13 protein-coding genes are annotated in these 15,102 nt (G+C 70.7%); 11 read left to right on the top strand and 2 right to left on the bottom strand.

Going from position 1 to position 15,102, the window contains the following annotated elements:
* Window positions 1-11 precede the first annotated feature (11 nt).
* From D9599_RS24495 to D9599_RS24485, 3 genes are all read left to right on the top strand, one after another.
* The gene (locus D9599_RS24495; protein ID WP_198383925.1) at window positions 12-1,004 is read left to right on the top strand and encodes a tripartite tricarboxylate transporter substrate binding protein; all 993 of its coding nucleotides are present in this window, start codon (window positions 12-14) and stop codon (window positions 1,002-1,004) included.
* Window positions 1,005-1,251: 247 nt separating this feature from the next.
* Window positions 1,252-1,884: an isochorismatase family protein gene (locus D9599_RS24490; protein WP_198383924.1), complete on the top strand. Its 633-nt coding sequence runs from the start codon at window positions 1,252-1,254 to the stop codon at window positions 1,882-1,884.
* A gap of 278 nt (window positions 1,885-2,162) precedes the next feature.
* Entirely contained in the window at window positions 2,163-3,359 is a 1,197-nt protein-coding gene (locus D9599_RS24485; RefSeq protein WP_198383923.1) for an NAD(P)/FAD-dependent oxidoreductase, read from the top strand.
* 23 nt (window positions 3,360-3,382) lie between these two features.
* Here the strand turns inward: D9599_RS24485 and D9599_RS24480 are convergent, their stop codons facing one another.
* Complete coding sequence (locus tag D9599_RS24480; protein WP_198383922.1) at window positions 3,383-4,363, bottom strand: tripartite tricarboxylate transporter substrate binding protein; 981 nt, start codon at window positions 4,361-4,363, stop codon at window positions 3,383-3,385.
* A gap of 82 nt (window positions 4,364-4,445) precedes the next feature.
* Between D9599_RS24480 and D9599_RS24475 the strand changes: the two genes are divergently transcribed.
* The 6 genes from D9599_RS24475 (at window position 4,446) to D9599_RS24450 (ending at window position 11,831) form a co-directional block, all read left to right on the top strand.
* Window positions 4,446-5,189 (top strand): arylmalonate decarboxylase, encoded by a 744-nt coding sequence (locus tag D9599_RS24475; protein ID WP_198383921.1) that lies wholly within the window; start codon window positions 4,446-4,448, stop codon window positions 5,187-5,189.
* A gap of 81 nt (window positions 5,190-5,270) precedes the next feature.
* Entirely contained in the window at window positions 5,271-5,918 is a 648-nt protein-coding gene (locus D9599_RS24470) for a GntR family transcriptional regulator (protein WP_198383920.1), read from the top strand.
* A gap of 124 nt (window positions 5,919-6,042) precedes the next feature.
* Window positions 6,043-7,293, top strand: a complete 1,251-nt coding sequence (locus D9599_RS24465) for an FAD-dependent oxidoreductase (RefSeq protein ID WP_198383919.1) — start codon at window positions 6,043-6,045, stop codon at window positions 7,291-7,293.
* 227 nt (window positions 7,294-7,520) lie between these two features.
* Window positions 7,521-8,549, top strand: a complete 1,029-nt coding sequence (locus D9599_RS24460; protein ID WP_198383918.1) for an ABC transporter substrate-binding protein — start codon at window positions 7,521-7,523, stop codon at window positions 8,547-8,549.
* Window positions 8,550-8,559: 10 nt separating this feature from the next.
* Entirely contained in the window at window positions 8,560-10,758 is a 2,199-nt protein-coding gene (locus tag D9599_RS24455) for an iron ABC transporter permease (protein WP_198383917.1), read from the top strand.
* Complete coding sequence (locus tag D9599_RS24450) at window positions 10,755-11,831, top strand: ABC transporter ATP-binding protein (protein ID WP_198383916.1); 1,077 nt, start codon at window positions 10,755-10,757, stop codon at window positions 11,829-11,831. Before D9599_RS24455 ends, D9599_RS24450 begins: the two co-directional genes overlap by 4 nt.
* A 37-nt stretch (window positions 11,832-11,868) precedes the next feature.
* On the opposite strand, the gene hmpA is transcribed toward D9599_RS24450, so the two are convergent.
* Window positions 11,869-13,083 (bottom strand): NO-inducible flavohemoprotein, encoded by a 1,215-nt coding sequence (gene hmpA, locus D9599_RS24445; protein WP_198383915.1) that lies wholly within the window; start codon window positions 13,081-13,083, stop codon window positions 11,869-11,871.
* Between the two features lie 77 nt (window positions 13,084-13,160).
* Between hmpA and D9599_RS24440 the strand changes: the two genes are divergently transcribed.
* Together D9599_RS24440 and D9599_RS24435 are read left to right on the top strand one after the other, a co-directional pair.
* Window positions 13,161-13,655 (top strand): Rrf2 family transcriptional regulator, encoded by a 495-nt coding sequence (locus tag D9599_RS24440; protein ID WP_198383914.1) that lies wholly within the window; start codon window positions 13,161-13,163, stop codon window positions 13,653-13,655.
* Window positions 13,652-14,839, top strand: a complete 1,188-nt coding sequence (locus tag D9599_RS24435) for an HPP family protein (protein WP_198383913.1) — start codon at window positions 13,652-13,654, stop codon at window positions 14,837-14,839. Before D9599_RS24440 ends, D9599_RS24435 begins: the two co-directional genes overlap by 4 nt.
* The last annotated feature ends 263 nt before the right edge of the window (window positions 14,840-15,102 follow it).

Raw genomic sequence — 15,102 nt, 5'->3', positions numbered from 1 at the left:
GGAGAAGAGCCATGGACCACGGCTTCACCCGCCGCCGCCTGGGCGCACTCGGCGCGGGGCTGCTCGCAGCCCCGGCCCTGCTCGGCCGTGCCGCCGCCGCGACCTGGCCGGACCGGCCGGTGACGCTGGTGGTTCCCTTCACCCCCGGCGGTGCCTCGGACACGCTGGCACGGCTGGTGGGGCAGCACTTCCCGCGCTTCACCGGCGGCCAGACCCTGGTGGTCGAGAACCGCGCGGGCGCCGGCGGGCTGGTCGGCGGCGCCTATGTCGCGGGGCAGCGGCCGGACGGGAACATCCTGCTGATGGCCGATATCGGCGCCAATGCCATCGGCAAGGAGCTGAACCCGCGCCTCGGCTACGACCCGATGAAGGCCTTCACGCCGATCATCCAGCTCGTGAACCTGCCGGCAGTCTTCTTCGCCCACCCTTCGGTGCCCGAGAAGACGGTGGCGGAGGTGATCGCCAAGGCGAAGGCGCGGCCGGACGCCTATACCTACGCCTCCGCCGGGGTGGGCAACGGCAGCCACCTCTTCATGGCGCTGCTCTGCCGCCGCGCTGGGATCTCCATGGTGCACGTGCCCTATCGCAGCGGGTCGGAGATCGTCACCTCCGTCATGCGGAACGAGACGCAGCTCGGCTTTCCCAGCCTCTCCTCCGCCCTGCCGATGCTGAAAGAGGGAGCCATCCGCCCGATTGCCATGGGCAACCCCGGCGGCAGCCCTGCCCTGCCCGGCGTGCCGCTCGTGAGCGACACGCTGCCCGGCTTCGACATTGCCGTTTGGTACGGCGTCGCCGCCCCTGCCGGCATGGCGCCGGACCTCGCGGACCGCATCAACGAGGTTTTCGGCAGTATCGCCGCCTTGCCTGAGGTGCGCGAGGCCGTGTTCAACACCCAGGCCGGGCAGGTCATCGGCGGCTCGCGGGAGGAGTTCGCCCGCTTCCTCCAGAAAGAATACGACACCTGGACGCCGGTGATCCGCGAGGGCGGCATCCGCACGGAGTGACGGGCCGAGCAGGCGATCAAGCCTTATTGTGCACAAACAGGGGTCGACTGCCTGTTTTTGGATCGTGGTGCGGCCTTAACCGGCCGGAGCTACTGAATGTCCTGCGGAAACTTGCTTCACCCTGCCGGGTGGACTGTGCACAATTATCTTAACGCCGGCCCGAGGCGAGGGTGGCGCGATCCCGCCTCTGAGCGCCCAAGCGCCGCGGGAGGCGCGCTTGCATGAACGGGGACAGGAGACCGCCGCGATGACGGACGAACTGGACATCTATCGCCGCCAGGGCATGGGTGGGAGCATGGGGTTGGGCGTGGCCCCCGCCGTGGTGGTGGTGGATTTCGTGCGCGGCTTCGCGGATCCCGAGCACTTCGGCGGCGGGAACATCGGCCCGGCCATCGCCCGCACGGCCGAGCTGCTGGCGCTTGCGCGCTCGCGCGGCTGGCCGGTGGCGCATACCCGGGTCGTCTATGCCGATGACGGCTCCGACGCCGGCGCCTTTGCGTTGAAGGCGACCGGGCTGGCCAAGCTGACGGAGACGAGCCCTCTCTCGCAGATCCTGCCGGAGGTGGCGCCGGTGCCGGGCGAACTCGTGCTCCGCAAGCGGCAGGCGAGCGCCTTTTTTGGTACAGAACTCGCGGGTTGGCTCGCCTTCCGCCGCGTCGACACGCTGCTCGTCGCGGGCTGCACCACCAGCGGATGTGTCCGCGCGACGGTGGTGGACAGTTGCTCGCACAACTTCCGCACGGTGGTGGTGACGGATTGCGTAGGCGACCGTGCCCTTGGCCCGCACGAGGCTAACCTTTTCGACATGGGCCAGAAATACGCGGACCTGATGAGCCTGGAGGAGTTGCGGACCAGGAACCTCGCGAGCGCGGTGTCCTGACGGGCGCTTGAGGCAGGGCCGGCGCAGAGAACTTCCCTGCTTGCCGCGTCCTGCCCACTGGTAGGCTGATTGTTGTGCACAATGCCTGCTCTTTGATAAGGACTGCCCGGGGTCCAATCTCTTCGGGTCAGGTATGATTTCCTCTTTCGGCCATACCGGCTCAATCTGTCTCTCTAACGCGAAGCTTGCCTCCTTACTGCCTATTGTACACAATTAGGCATGACCTTCCCCCTCCTGCCCGTGATCTATCGTGGCCCAGCCCCCCGGAGCGCCGCCGCATGAGCCGCCTGCGCGTCATCGTCGCCGGAGCCGGACCTGTCGGCCTCGTCGCCGCAGCCTGCCTGGCCGATGCAGGCATCCCCGTGCTGGTCGTGGAGGCCGAGCGAGACCTGCCGGACGGGTTGCGGGCCTCCACCTTCCATCCCCCGACCCTCGACATGCTGGAGCGGCTGGACACCGCCGCCCCGCTGGTCGAGCAGGGGCTGATCTGCCGCCACTGGCAGTTCCGGGACCGCCGCACCGGCCCCGTCGCCACCTTCGACATGGAGTTGCTGCGCGGGGAGACGAACCACCCCTACCGGCTGCAATGCGAGCAGTGGCGCCTGACGCGCCTGCTGCGCGAGAGGCTCGACGCCGACGCGAACGTCGAGATCATGTACGACGCCCGCGCCGTCTCGGCCTCGCAGGATGCGGACGGCGTGCGGCTCGTGATCGAGCGCGAGGACGGCAGCCAGGAGGTGCTGGAGGGCGCCTATCTCATCGGTGCGGACGGCGCGCGAAGCGTGGTTCGCAAGTCGATCGACGTGCCCTTCGACGGCCAGACCATCCCCGAGCTCTACCTCACGCTCTCCACGCCCTATCCCTTCCACGAGGCGATCCCGCATCTCTCGAACATCGCCTATATCTCGGACCCGGAGGAGTGGTTCGTCCTCCTCCGCACCGCCGGCCTCTGGCGCCTGCTGCTGCCGACCGAGGCGAGCGAGCCCGAGGAGGTGATGCTCTCCGACGCGCGCATCCAGCAGCGCATGAAGGAGGTGCTGCCGATCGGCGGCGACTACGAGATCCGTCACCGCACCGCCTATCGCGTGCACGAGCGCGTCGCCGAGCGCTACACGGTCGGGCGCATCCTGCTGGCGGGCGACGCGGCGCATGTGAACAACCCGCTCGGCGGCATGGGGATGAACGGCGGCATCCACGACGCCTTCAACCTGGCGGACAAACTTGCCGAGGTTTGGCGCGGGGGCGATCCCGCGCTTCTCGGCCGCTACGAGCGGCAGCGGCGTAAGGTCGCGCTCGACGTGGTGCAGCAGCAGGCGCTTCGCAACCGCGCGACGCTGAACCAGCGCGATCCCGCCGTGCGCGCGGCGGCGCTGGACGATCTGCGGCGCACCGCGGAGGACCCGGTGCGCCACAAGGAACACCTGATGCGGACCTCGATGATCCGCTCCCTCCGGGAGCTGGACGCCGTCGCCTGATGCGGCGGCGCCCGGCGCCCGCCCTAGTCGGCCGTGGCGCCGGTGGCCTGGACCACCGGCCGCCACTTCGCGGTTTCGTCGGCCATCCAGCGCCCGAACTCCGCGCGCGTCATCGGGCGCGGGATGGAGCCCAGCTCCGCGATGCGGCGGCGCAGGTCCGGCTCGCCCAGCACCGCGACCGTCTCGGCGTTGAGCTTCTCCAGGATCGGCTCCGGCACGCCCGTGGGCGCCACGATGCCGAACCAGCCCATGGAGGTGATGTCCACACCGGCCTCGCGCAGGGTCGGCACCTCGGGGAAGGCGTCCAGCCGCTCCGTGCCGGTGACGGCGAGCGGGCGCATGCGGCCGCTGCGCGCCATCTCGGCCACCGCGGAGACGGACTGGAAGAGGACCTGCACGCGGCCCTCCATCATGTCCGTGTTGAGCTGGCCGGAGTTGTTGTAGGGCACGTGCTGCATGTCCAGCCCGTTCGCGAGCGCGAATTGCGCGCCCGCGAGGTGCTGCGAGGAGCCGGATCCGACCGAGCCGTAGTTCAGCGAGCCGGGATGCGACTTCGCGTAGGCGATGAACTCGGCCGCGTTGCGCACGGGCAGGGAGGGCGAGACGACCATCAGGTTCGGCGTCAGCGCCATCAGCGAGACCGGCACCACGTCCTTCTCGGGATCGAAGGGCAGGGACTTGTAGAGCCAGCGGTTCACCGCGTTGGACGCGATGGAGGCGAGGCCGATCGTGTAGCCGTCCGGCGTGCTGCGCGCGATCGCGGCCATGCCGATGTTGGTGCCCGCGCCCGGCCGGTTCTCCACCACGACCGCCTGGCCCAGCCGCGCGGTGAGGCGTTCGCAGACAAGGCGCGAGATCACGTCTCCGGCGCCGCCCGCAGGGCCCGTGGCGATGAAGCGGATCGGGCGGCTTGGCCAATCACCCTGCGCGCGGGCGATGCCCGGTGCGGCGAGCAGGGCTGCGGCGCCCAGGAAGTGGCGGCGAGGAAGGAAGGATGCTGACATGCCGGTTCGCCTCTCTGAAGTTTGGTGACCGCCAATGCACGGACCGCGCCAATTGGCCGCGGGATCAGGAAAGGAGACTATCATGCCCGACGTTCTCGGCTACCGCGGGAAGTACGGCGTTCTCGGCCCCTCCACCAACACGGTGGTGCAGCCGGACTTCGAGATGATGCGCCCGCCCGGCATCACTGCGCATTACAGCCGCATCTTCACCCCGAACGCCAAGGCCATCAGCAACGAGAGCTTTCGTGCGGGGGCGATGAAGATCGCCGAAGGCGTGATCGACGCGGTGCGGAGCGTGATGACCTGCTCGCCCAACTACCTCGTGATGGGGATGTCCGCCGTCACCTTCTTCGGCGGCAAGGCCGGCGCGGAAGCCTTCCGCGAGGGGGTGGAGAAGGAGGCGGGCGTTCGGCTCAGCTGCGGCAGCTTGGCGACCACGGCGGCGCTGCGGGCCTATGGCGCGAAGCGCATCGCCTTTCTCTCGCCCTACTACCCCGCGGCGAACGAGGAGGTGCGGCGCTACTTCACGGAGGAAGGCTTCGAGGTGGTGCGCGACCTCTGTCTGCAATGCCCCTCCTGGACCGCGATCGCCGAGGTGACGCCGGAGGAGCTGCGCCTGCGGCTGCGCGAGTTGGACGGGCCGGATGTGGACGCGATCGTGCAGGTTGGCACCAATCTTTCCATGGTGCGGCTGGCGGCGGCAGCGGAGATGTGGCTCGGCAAGCCTGTGATCGCCATCAACACCGCGACCTGGTGGCACGCGCTGCGCGAGAACGGCATCACGGACCGAATGGAGGGCTTCGGCCGGTTGCTCTCCGACTTCTGAGGATTCCCGCGCGGGAGGGTGCCGCTTCCGGCACCGCGCCCCTAGGATAGGATAGGCGCGAGTCAGGGGGACGACACGGGGATGCCGAACGCGGCGGAGCGCGCCTACCAGGTGATCCGCGACCGGATCCTTCGCGGCGGCTTCGCGCCGGGCGCGCCGCTGCGCGAGGAGATGCTGGCCTCGGAGATCGGGGTCAGCCGCACGCCCGTGCGTGACGCGCTGCGGCGCCTGCTGGCGGACGGCCTGGTGGAGAGCACGCGCAACCAGGGCAGCTTCGTCGCCAACCTCCGCTCTGAGGAACTGGCGGACGAGTTCGAACTGCGTGCGCTGCTGGAAGGCCACGCGGCGCGCAAGGCCGCGACGCGCATCACGCCCGAGGAACTCGCCGAGATGGAGGCGCTGGCGGAGCGGATGGAGCGGGTGGACCCGGCCGCCGAGGCAGGAATCAGCGCCTTCTCGGATCTCAACGGTGAGTTCCACGCCGTTCTCGCGAGGGCGTCCCGCTCCCGCCGGCTGGAGGGAATGCTGCGGCGCCTCGTGCAGATGCCGCTCGTGCTGCTGAAGGAGTACCGGCTGCAGCAGCATGTTGGGATCGAGCGGTCCAACCGCCAGCACCGCGAGATCCTGGCGGCGCTGAGCGCCGGGAACCCGGAATGGGCCGCGCTCGCCACCAGCGCGCATATCATCTCCACCACGCCCCGCGATCTACTCCGCGACGGCGCAGCCTGAGCGACGAATGCCGTGCTTCTCGCGTGGGCCTTGCGTCGACTGGTGTGGGCAGCGGGGCCGCTAACTCCTGATTGGCGCTTTCTCCCGTCCGGGCGCAACCTGCGCCCCTGCGGGAGGGCATCGTTTGGTCGAGACGTATGATGTGGTTGTCGCGGGCGGCGGCGCGGCCGGGATCGGCGCCGCGCTCGGCGCGGCCGCGACCGGGGCGCGGGTGCTTCTCCTCGAACGCTATGGCTTTCTCGGCGGGGCCGCGACGAATGCCGGTGTCCTCACCTATTGCGGCCTCTACCAGGCCGGGGAGACCCCGCGGCAGGCCGTGGGCGGCGCGGCGGAGCGGATGCTCGCGGGCCTGGCGGCGCTGGGCGGCGAGGTCGCGCCCATCCGCTCGCGCAGCGGCAACTGGGTAGTTCCCTTCGACCCGGAGGCGCTGAAGCGCGCGGCGGACGAGGTGGTCGGGGCGGCCGGTGCCGAATGCCGGCTGCACGCGCTGGTGACGGGCACGGCGCGCGCGGGCGCGGCACTCGGCGCCCTGCGCGTCACCGACCATGCGGGCGCCGCCGAGATCGCCGCGCGCGCTTTCGTGGACGCGAGCGGCGAGGCGACGCTCGCGTCGCTCGCCGGCGTGCCGCGGGTGGTGCCGGGCCCGGACGGGCAGGTGCAGCCGGGCTCCGCGACGATGCGGGTCGGCGGGCTTCGGCCGGAGGCGATGCCGGACCGCGGCACCCTCGCCCGCGCGGCGGCGCGCGCGAATGCGGTGCTGCCGGATGCCCCGGTGCGGCCGGATGGCGGGGTCTTCATGCCGATGCCCGGGGCGGGTGAGGCCTGGTGGATGTGCGTGGACCTGCCGACCGACGGGCTGACGGCCGCGAGCCTCACCGCGGCGGAGCAGGCCGCGCGCCGGGCCGCCTGGGCCGTGGTCGCGGCGCTGCGGGAGGAGCCGGGCATGGGTGGCGCGCGCCTCATCGCGACCGGGCCGCAATTCGGCGTGCGGGAGACGCGGCGCTGCGCGGCGCTCGCGGAGGTGACCGGCGCGGCCGTCATCGAGGGACGGCGCGACCCGGAGGGCATCGCGCGGGGCGCTTGGCCGATGGAGGTGCACGAGGCGCCGGGGCGGGCCGCCTACACGCCCGTGGGCGGGGAAGGCTTCTACGACATCCCGCTCGATACCCTCCGCGCCCAGGGCCTGAACAATCTCCTCTATGCGGGCCGCGTCGCCGGGGCCGACCGCGCGGCCTATGGTTCCACCCGTGTCATGGGCACGGCCTTCGCGACGGGCCAGGCAGCGGGTGTGGCCGCGGCGCTCGTGGCCGGCGGCGGGGCAGGGGATGCCGTCGCGGTGCGGGCGGCGCTGCTGGAGCAGGGCGCAATTCTCTGAGGCGCCACCCGATGGAATGGTCATCGAGGCTGGCGGCCGCTGGCTCCGCGTGCACCCTCCTCTCCCGCGCCACCCTGCTCGTGGCGGGCGTTCCGGGTTCGCCCTCGCGACGGAAGCGGCGGCGCGGCCGGACAAGGCGGGATCAGCCGCGCCGATTGATCATGTGACGTTTTTGTTGCATTCCGATGACGCGCGGGGACCAACCCGGGCTGGAGGAAACAGGTCTCATGCTGCTCCGCGTCATCCAGGCCGCCGTCGCGGCAGCCGCCCTTCTCACCGTTCCGGGTGCCGCCCGCGCGCAGGGCTCGCTGAACCTCTACTGCTCCGTGCAGGTCGAGTGGTGCCAGGCCGCGGCGAATGCCTTCCAGCGCGAGACGGGCGTGCGCGTCTCGGTCTCCCAGAAGGGCTCGGGCGAGGTGCTGGCCCAGATCCGGGCCGAGGCACAGAACCCGCGCGGCGATCTCTGGTTCGGCGGTACGGGCGACCCGCACCTGCAGGCCGCCGACGAGAACCTCTCGGCCGAGTACCGCCCGGCCGTGCTCGACCAGCTCCATGACTGGGCACAGCGGCAGGCGCGGGACAGCCACTACCGCACCGTCGGCATCTATGCCGGCGCGCTCGGCTTTGGCTTTAACACGGAGCTACTGGCCCGCCGCAACATCGCCGCCCCCGCCTGCTGGAAGGACCTGCTGGAGCCGCGATTCCGCAACGAGATCCAGATGGCCAACCCGCAATCTTCCGGCACGGCCTATGTGATGATCGCGACCATCGTGCAGCTGATGGGCGAGGAGCCGGCCTTCGACTACCTCAAGGCCCTGCACCGCAACATCAACGCCTATCCGCGCCAGGGGACGGGCCCGATCAAGTCCGTCGCGCGCGGCGAGACTGGCGTCTCCATCTCCTTCGTGCACGACGCGGTGACGGAGCGCCTGGGCGGCTTCCCCGTCGGCAGCGCCGTGCCCTGTGAGGGATCGGGATACGAGGTCGGTTCGATGTCGATCATCCGCGGCGCGCGGAACCTGCGGAACGCGCAGCGCTTCTACGATTGGGCGCTGACCCCGGCGGCACAGCAGCTCGGCGCCGAGACGAAGCAGTTCCAGACCCCCTCCAACCGCGCGACGCCGATCCCGCCGGAGGCGCCGCAGATGTCGCAGATCCGGCTCATCGACTACGATTTCGCGAAGTATGGCGCCTCGTCGGAGCGGCGCCGCCTCATCGAGCGCTGGGACCGCGAGGTGAACACGCTGCCGCGCTGAGGACACCCTGATGCGCGCCGCGGGCCTCTGGAGCAGCCTTCTCGCCCTCGCGGCGGCGCTGTTGCTGCCCTGGTACCTGACGCAGGACGGCATCGCGCAAATGCCGGTGGCGGGCCTCGCCTGGCTTTCCGATCCCGACTACGCGCCGGCCGCCGGGCAGGTGTTCACCCAGGGGCGCTGGTGGCTCTGGCCAGCCCTGCTGGCGCCCGGGCTCGGGCTGCTGGCGGCGCTGCTGCCGATGCCACGCGCGGGGCGGGCCTGGCTTTTTCTCCTCGCGGGCGGGCTCGGCCTCGGGCTGCTCGTCGTGCAGGGCTACGCCATCGGCGTGCAGGGTTGGTCCGCGCCCTGGCTCGAAGGGCTGTTCGGCCCGATGGAGGACCGCCAGTTCGGCGTCGGCTGGGGCGGGGCGCTGGTGCCGGCCGCCCTCGCCGCGCTGCTCGCCGCCGGGCTGGCCGGGCGCGGCGCCTTCCGCGGCGATGCCTTCACCGCGACAGTGGCCGTCTGCATCGCCCTGGCCATCGCGGTCTTCACGGCCTTGCCGCTGATCCTGTTGCTGGGTGATGCCTTCCGCGACGCAGGCGGCGCGGTTGCGGCCGGCGCTCTGTTCGGGCGGCTGGCCGACGACCGTCTCTGGAGCCTCGCCTGCCTCGCCGGGGCGCCGCGCTGCGGCGTGGTGTGGAACACCGCCTTCCTCGGTGTGCTGGTGGGCGCCGGCACCACCGCGCTCGGCCTCGCCTTCGCGCTGCTGGTGGTGCGCGGCCGGCTGCGCCTCGGGCGGCCGCTGCGCTGGCTGACCGTGCTGCCGATCGTGACGCCGCCCTTCATCCTCGGCCTCGGGCTGATCCTCATCTTTGGGCGTTCCGGTATCGTCTCCCTCGCGGCCTCCTCCCTGTTCGGCATCGAGCTCGGGCGCTGGATCTATGGCCTGCCGGGCGTGCTGCTCGCGCAGCTCTTCGCCTTCACGCCTATCGCCTTCCTCGTGCTGATCGGGGTGGTGGAGGGGTTGTCCCCGACGCTGGAGGAGGCCTCCTCCACCCTGCGCGCGACGCCGCGGGACACCTTCCAGACTGTCACCCTGCCGCTGCTTCTGCCCGGTCTGGCGAATGCTTTCCTGCTCGGCTTCGTCGAGAGCATGGCGGATTTCGGCAACCCGGTGGTGCTGGGCGGCCAATTCGGCGTGCTGGCAACGGAGATCTTCTTCGCCGTGGTGGGCGCGCAGGCGGATGCGGGGCGGGCGGCGACGCTCTCCCTCGTGCTGCTCGCCATGGCGCTCGGCGCCTTCTTCCTCCAGAACCGGCTGACCGCGCGCAAGTCCTATGTCTCGATCGGCGGCAAGGGCGATGCGGGGCTGGCGCCGCCCCTGCCGGCCGGCGTGCGCCGCCTCTGCCTGATGGTCGCGCTGCCCTGGGCTTGCCTGACCATCGCCCTCTACGTGCTGGCGATCTCGGGCGGCTTCGTGGAGGTCTGGGGGCGGGACTACACGCCCACGCTTCGCCACATGATCAAGGCCTTCGAGATCAGCGGCGGCCAGCTCACGGGCCTCGCCTGGAACAGCGTGATCACGACGGTAACGCTCGCCGCCATTTCCGCGCCGATTACGGCGGCGCTTGGCATCGCTGCCGCCTGGCTCTTCTCCCGCACGCGCTTCGCCGGGAAGGGCGTGCTGGAATTCGCCACCATGCTCTCCTTCGCCGTGCCGGGCACGGTGATCGGGGTGGCCTATCTCCGCGCCTTCAACCTGCCGCCGCTGGAGCTGGCGGGGACGGGCGCGATCATCGTCGCCTGCTTCGTGTTCCGGAACCTGCCGGTCGGGCTGCGCTCGGGAATGGCGGCCATGGCGCAGATCGACCCCTCGCTCGACGAGGCCTCGCACACGCTGGGCGGCGGCGGCGGGGACGCCTTCCGCCGCGTGGTGCTGCCGCTGCTGCGGCCGGCCATCATGGCGGGGCTGGTCTACGCCTTCGTGCGGGCCATGACCACGATCTCGGCCGTGATCTTCCTGGTGACGGCCGATACGGAGCTGGCCACGGTGTTCATTGTCAACCGCGTCATCAACGGCGACTACGGGCTGGCCATCGCGGTGGCGGTGGTGCTGATCGCGCTGATGCTCGTCATGCTCGGGCTGGCGCAGCTTCTCGTCGGGCGCCGGCGGATCGGGCGGCGCCTGGCCGTGGCGCCGGCCATCCAGCAAGGGGGAGCCGTGGCATGAGCCGCGCGGCGGAAGTGCGCTTCGACCATGTCTGGAAGCGCTTCGGCGCTGGCAGCACCGCGGTGCGGGACGTTTCCTTCACCGTGCCGGCCGGCACGCTCTGCACGCTGCTCGGCCCTTCCGGCTGCGGCAAGACGACGACACTGCGCATGATCGCGGGGCTGGAATACCCGAGCGAGGGGCGCGTGCTGATCGGCGGCCGCGACGTCTCCGCCCTGCCGCCGGCCGAGCGCGACGTCTCCATGGTGTTCCAGTCCTACGCCCTGTTCCCGCACATGACGGTGCTGGAGAATGTCTGCTACGGCCTCACCGTCTCGCGCCGCCCGAAGCGGGAAGCGGCGGAGGCGGGGCGCGCCGCGCTCGAGAGCGTCGGCCTCGCCGGCTTTGAGGCCCGGCTTCCCTCCGAGCTCTCGGGCGGGCAGCAGCAGCGGGTGGCGGTCGCGCGCGCGCTCGTGCTCGAACCTTCCGTCCTGCTGTTCGACGAGCCGCTCTCGAACCTCGATGCGCGCCTGCGTCGCAAGATGCGGGAGGAAATCCGGGAGTTGCAGCAGCGGCTCGGCGTCACCGTGGTCTATGTCACGCATGACCAGGCGGAGGCCCTCGCGATTTCCGACAAGATCATCGTGATGAACCAGGCGGTGATCGCGCAGGAGGGAACGCCGCAGGATCTGTACGAAAGCCCCGTCAGCGCCTTCGTGGCTGGCTTCGTCGGCGAGGCGAACCGGATCCCCGTCACCCTGCGCCGGCTGGACGGGGGAATGGCCGAGGTTACGGCCGGCGATGCACGCCTGGTTCTTCCGCACCGGGGCCTGCCGGATGGTGCGGCCGAACTCGCGCTGCGGCCTGAGGCCATCGCCCTGCTCGGCGCGTCCGACCCGGCGGCGATGCTGCGGGGCAAGGTCCTGAAGGCAGCCTATCTCGGCGGTGTCCGGGAGATCACGGTCGGAACCCCGGTCGGGGAGGTCTTCGTCGTATCGCCCTCCACCGGAGGGATGCCAGCGCAGGGCGATGACGTGGGGCTCGGCTTCGGCCGCCACGGGGCGGCGCTGCTGCCGGGCGGGGCGGGCGCCTAGTCGGGCAGCGTTCCACCACCCGCGGTGCCGCCTCGGCTCAGGCTGCCAGCAGCTCGTCCGCGGGCCCGAAGAACTCGTAGTGGATCCGGGCCGCCGGCACGCCCATCCCTGCCAACCCGCCCGCGAAGTCCCGGAGGAAGGGACGCGGACCGCAGAGGTAGTAGTCCGCCTCCGCGACAGGCGTGTTGGCGCGCAGCCAGTCGGGAGTGATCCGGCCGGCGAGATCGTAGTGCTCGCCCTGGCGGTCCTCGGCGCGGGGGCGCTCGTAGAAGGTCGTCACGGCGATGCGCCCGGCGGAGGCGGCAGCGAGGTCCCGCGCCTCTGCCGCCAAAGCATGGGTGGCGCCGGACAGCGTGCCGTGCACGAAGCGCACGCTGGCCGCGGAGGGCCCCTTCGCCAGCGCCTGCATCATGCTCATCAGCGGGGTCTGGCCGACGCCGCCGCTGAGCAGCACGACCGGGCGCTCCACCGGCTCCGCCAGCACGAAATCCCCGGCCGGTGCCGCCACCTTCAGCCGCGCGCCGGGCTGCACCGCGTCATGCAGCCAGTTGGAAGCGATGCCCATGGGTTCACGCTTCACCGTAATCCGGTATCCGGCGTCGCCCGGGGCGGAGGAGATGCTGTAGTTCCGCTTCAGCGGCGGCCGGCCCGGGATCTCCAGCCAGAAGGTCAGGTACTCGCCGGGGCGGTGGCGCAGCACCTTGCCGCCATCGGTGGGCACCAGGTGGAAGGAGGTGATGATCTCGCTCTCCTTCGTCCTCGCCGCCACGGCGAAGTCGCGCCAGCCGCTCCAGCCTCCGGGCGAGGCGGCGTGCTCCGCATAGATCTGCGCCTCCCGTCCGATCAGCACATCCGCGAGGAACCAGTAGGCCTCGCCCCAGGCCTGCAGGATCTCCGGCGTCGCGGCCGAGCCCAGCACATCCTTGATGGCGCCGAGCAGGGCCTCGGCCACGAAGGGATAGTGCTCGGCCAGGATGTTCAGGCCGACATGCTTCTGGGCGATGCGCTCCACCGCCGGGCCGAGGACCGCGAGGTTGTCGATGTTGCGGGCATAGGCGAGCACGGCACCGGCCAGCGCCTTCGGCTGGGAGCCCGTCTCCCCGTGATGGGACTGGTTGAACAGGTCCCGGATGGCCCTGTTCTCGAACAACCGCTCGTACATGCGGCGGGTGATGGCGAGGCCATGGGCCTCCAGGGCCGGGACAGTGGCCTTCACGAGAAGGATCGTCTGCGGGCTGAGATCGCGGGGCATCACTGCTCCATAAGGTGCATTGCTGATGCATCTTATTGCCGCCTGGCCGGAAGATGTAAAGCTGCTACATCTTCTGCATGCGCCTGACGCTCTACACGGACTACGCCCTGCGGACGCTGATCTATCTCGGCCTGAAGGGAGACCGCCGCGCCTCGATCCGGGAGATCGCGGAGGCGCACCGGATCTCGGAGAACCACCTCGTGAAGGTGGTGCACCGGCTCGGTCGCGGCGGCTTCGTCGAGACGATGCGCGGCAGGGGCGGCGGCCTGCGCCTGGCGCGCCCGGCCGCGGAGATCCGCGTCGGCGATGTCGTTCGCTTCACCGAGGAGGACATGGCCCTCGTCGCCTGCTTTCAGCCGCCGGGCGAGAGCGGCGGCTGTGCGCTGATCGATGCTTGCCGGCTCCAGTCCCTGCTGGGTGAGGCGCTGGCCGCCTTCATGGCCGTGCTGGACCGCCGCACGCTGGCGGACCTGCTGGCGGCGCCGGAACGGGAGGCGGTGCTGGCGAGGCTCGGTCTCGGCCCGGGCACGACGGGAGTGGAAGCGCCTCGCGCCCCGGGAAACGGCGAATGATCCGCGATTGGCTGCGCGCCTTCCTTCCGGCCTCCATGGGCGCGAGCAGGACGGAGCGGCTTCGCGGCTGCGTCGGCGCGCTGCTCGGCCTCCTCCTCACCGGGCTGATCGGCAGCCGTCTGGAACTGCCGGGGGTGACGCCGCCGATGCTCATCGCGCCGCTCGGCGCCTCGGCCGTCCTGCTCTTCGCCGTACCGGCCAGCCCGCTTGCCCAGCCCTGGTCGATCATCGGCGGCAACACCGTCTCCGCCCTGGTGGGGGTGACCTGCGCGCAATGGATCGCGGACCCGCTGCTGGCCGCTCCGCTCGCCGTTGCGCTCGCGATTGGCGCGATGTTCGCGCTGCGGTGCCTTCATCCGCCGGGCGGGGCGATCGCGCTCACCTCCGTGCTCGGCGGGCCGGCCGTGACCGCGGCCGGCTACGGCTTCGTCCTCTCCCCTGTCGTGCTCGACTCGCTGCTTCTGATGCTGATGGCGATCGCTTTCAACAACGCGACGCGCCGCCCCTACCCGCATCAACAGCAGCCCGCCCGGGCCAACCCTCACCACACTGCCGACCGCGAGCCGACGCGCCGCCTGGGTGTGCAGGCCGAGGACCTCGACGCCGTGCTGCGCAACTACGACGGCGTCCTCGACGTCAGCCGCGACGACCTGGACAGCCTGTTGCAGCGGGCGGAGATGCATGCCTACCAGCGGCGCTTCGGAGAGATCACCTGCGCGGACATCATGTCGCGCGACGTGGTCACCGTGCAGTTCGGCACGCCTCTCGCCGAAGCCTGGCGGCTGCTGCGGCGCCACGATATCCGCGCCATGCCCGTGCTTGATCCGGCGCGGCGTGTCATCGGCATGGTCTCGGATGTGGACTTCATGAAGAGCCCGGAACTCGACCACTACGAGGGGTTCGAGGCGCGGTTCCGCCAACTCATCCGCCGTCTGACGACACTCCACGCCGATCGGCCGGAAGTCGTCGGGCAGATCATGCCGCGCAGCATCCGCACGGTGACGGAGGGCACGCATGTCGCGGCACTGGTGCCGCTGATGGCGGATGCGGGCTTCCGGCATGTTTCGGTCGTGGACGGGAACAGAAAGTTGGCGGGCATCATCGCTCAGTCGGACCTGATCGCGGCCCTTTACCAGGGCGGTCTTGCCTCGAATGGGGCTGGGAACATCCGCAGGGCAGCCTGAACTGGCGCCTGCGGTGACTCTGGGGAGAGGAAGGAAGAAGTCTTTCTCTCCCCAGGCCCCTCTCCATCATCCTATTCGCGAGTTGGAGATACTGGGTGGCTGGTGCGCCTCGGGTCAGAGACCCGAGACGCCGGCGCGTGCAGGAAGAGCCAGCACCCAGTCATCGCATCCGCGAAGCCACATGTGGGGATCCAAGGGCCTCAGGCCCTTGGCAGGTGAGGTCCGGAGAGGGCGGAGCCCTCTCCGGAGTCACGGGCACAAGC

It is taken from the genome of Roseomonas sp. KE2513 (genome assembly GCF_016107305.1).
In the GTDB taxonomy this organism is placed as follows: domain Bacteria; phylum Pseudomonadota; class Alphaproteobacteria; order Acetobacterales; family Acetobacteraceae; genus Roseomonas.
This window is presented reverse-complemented; position numbering and strand designations above follow the sequence as displayed.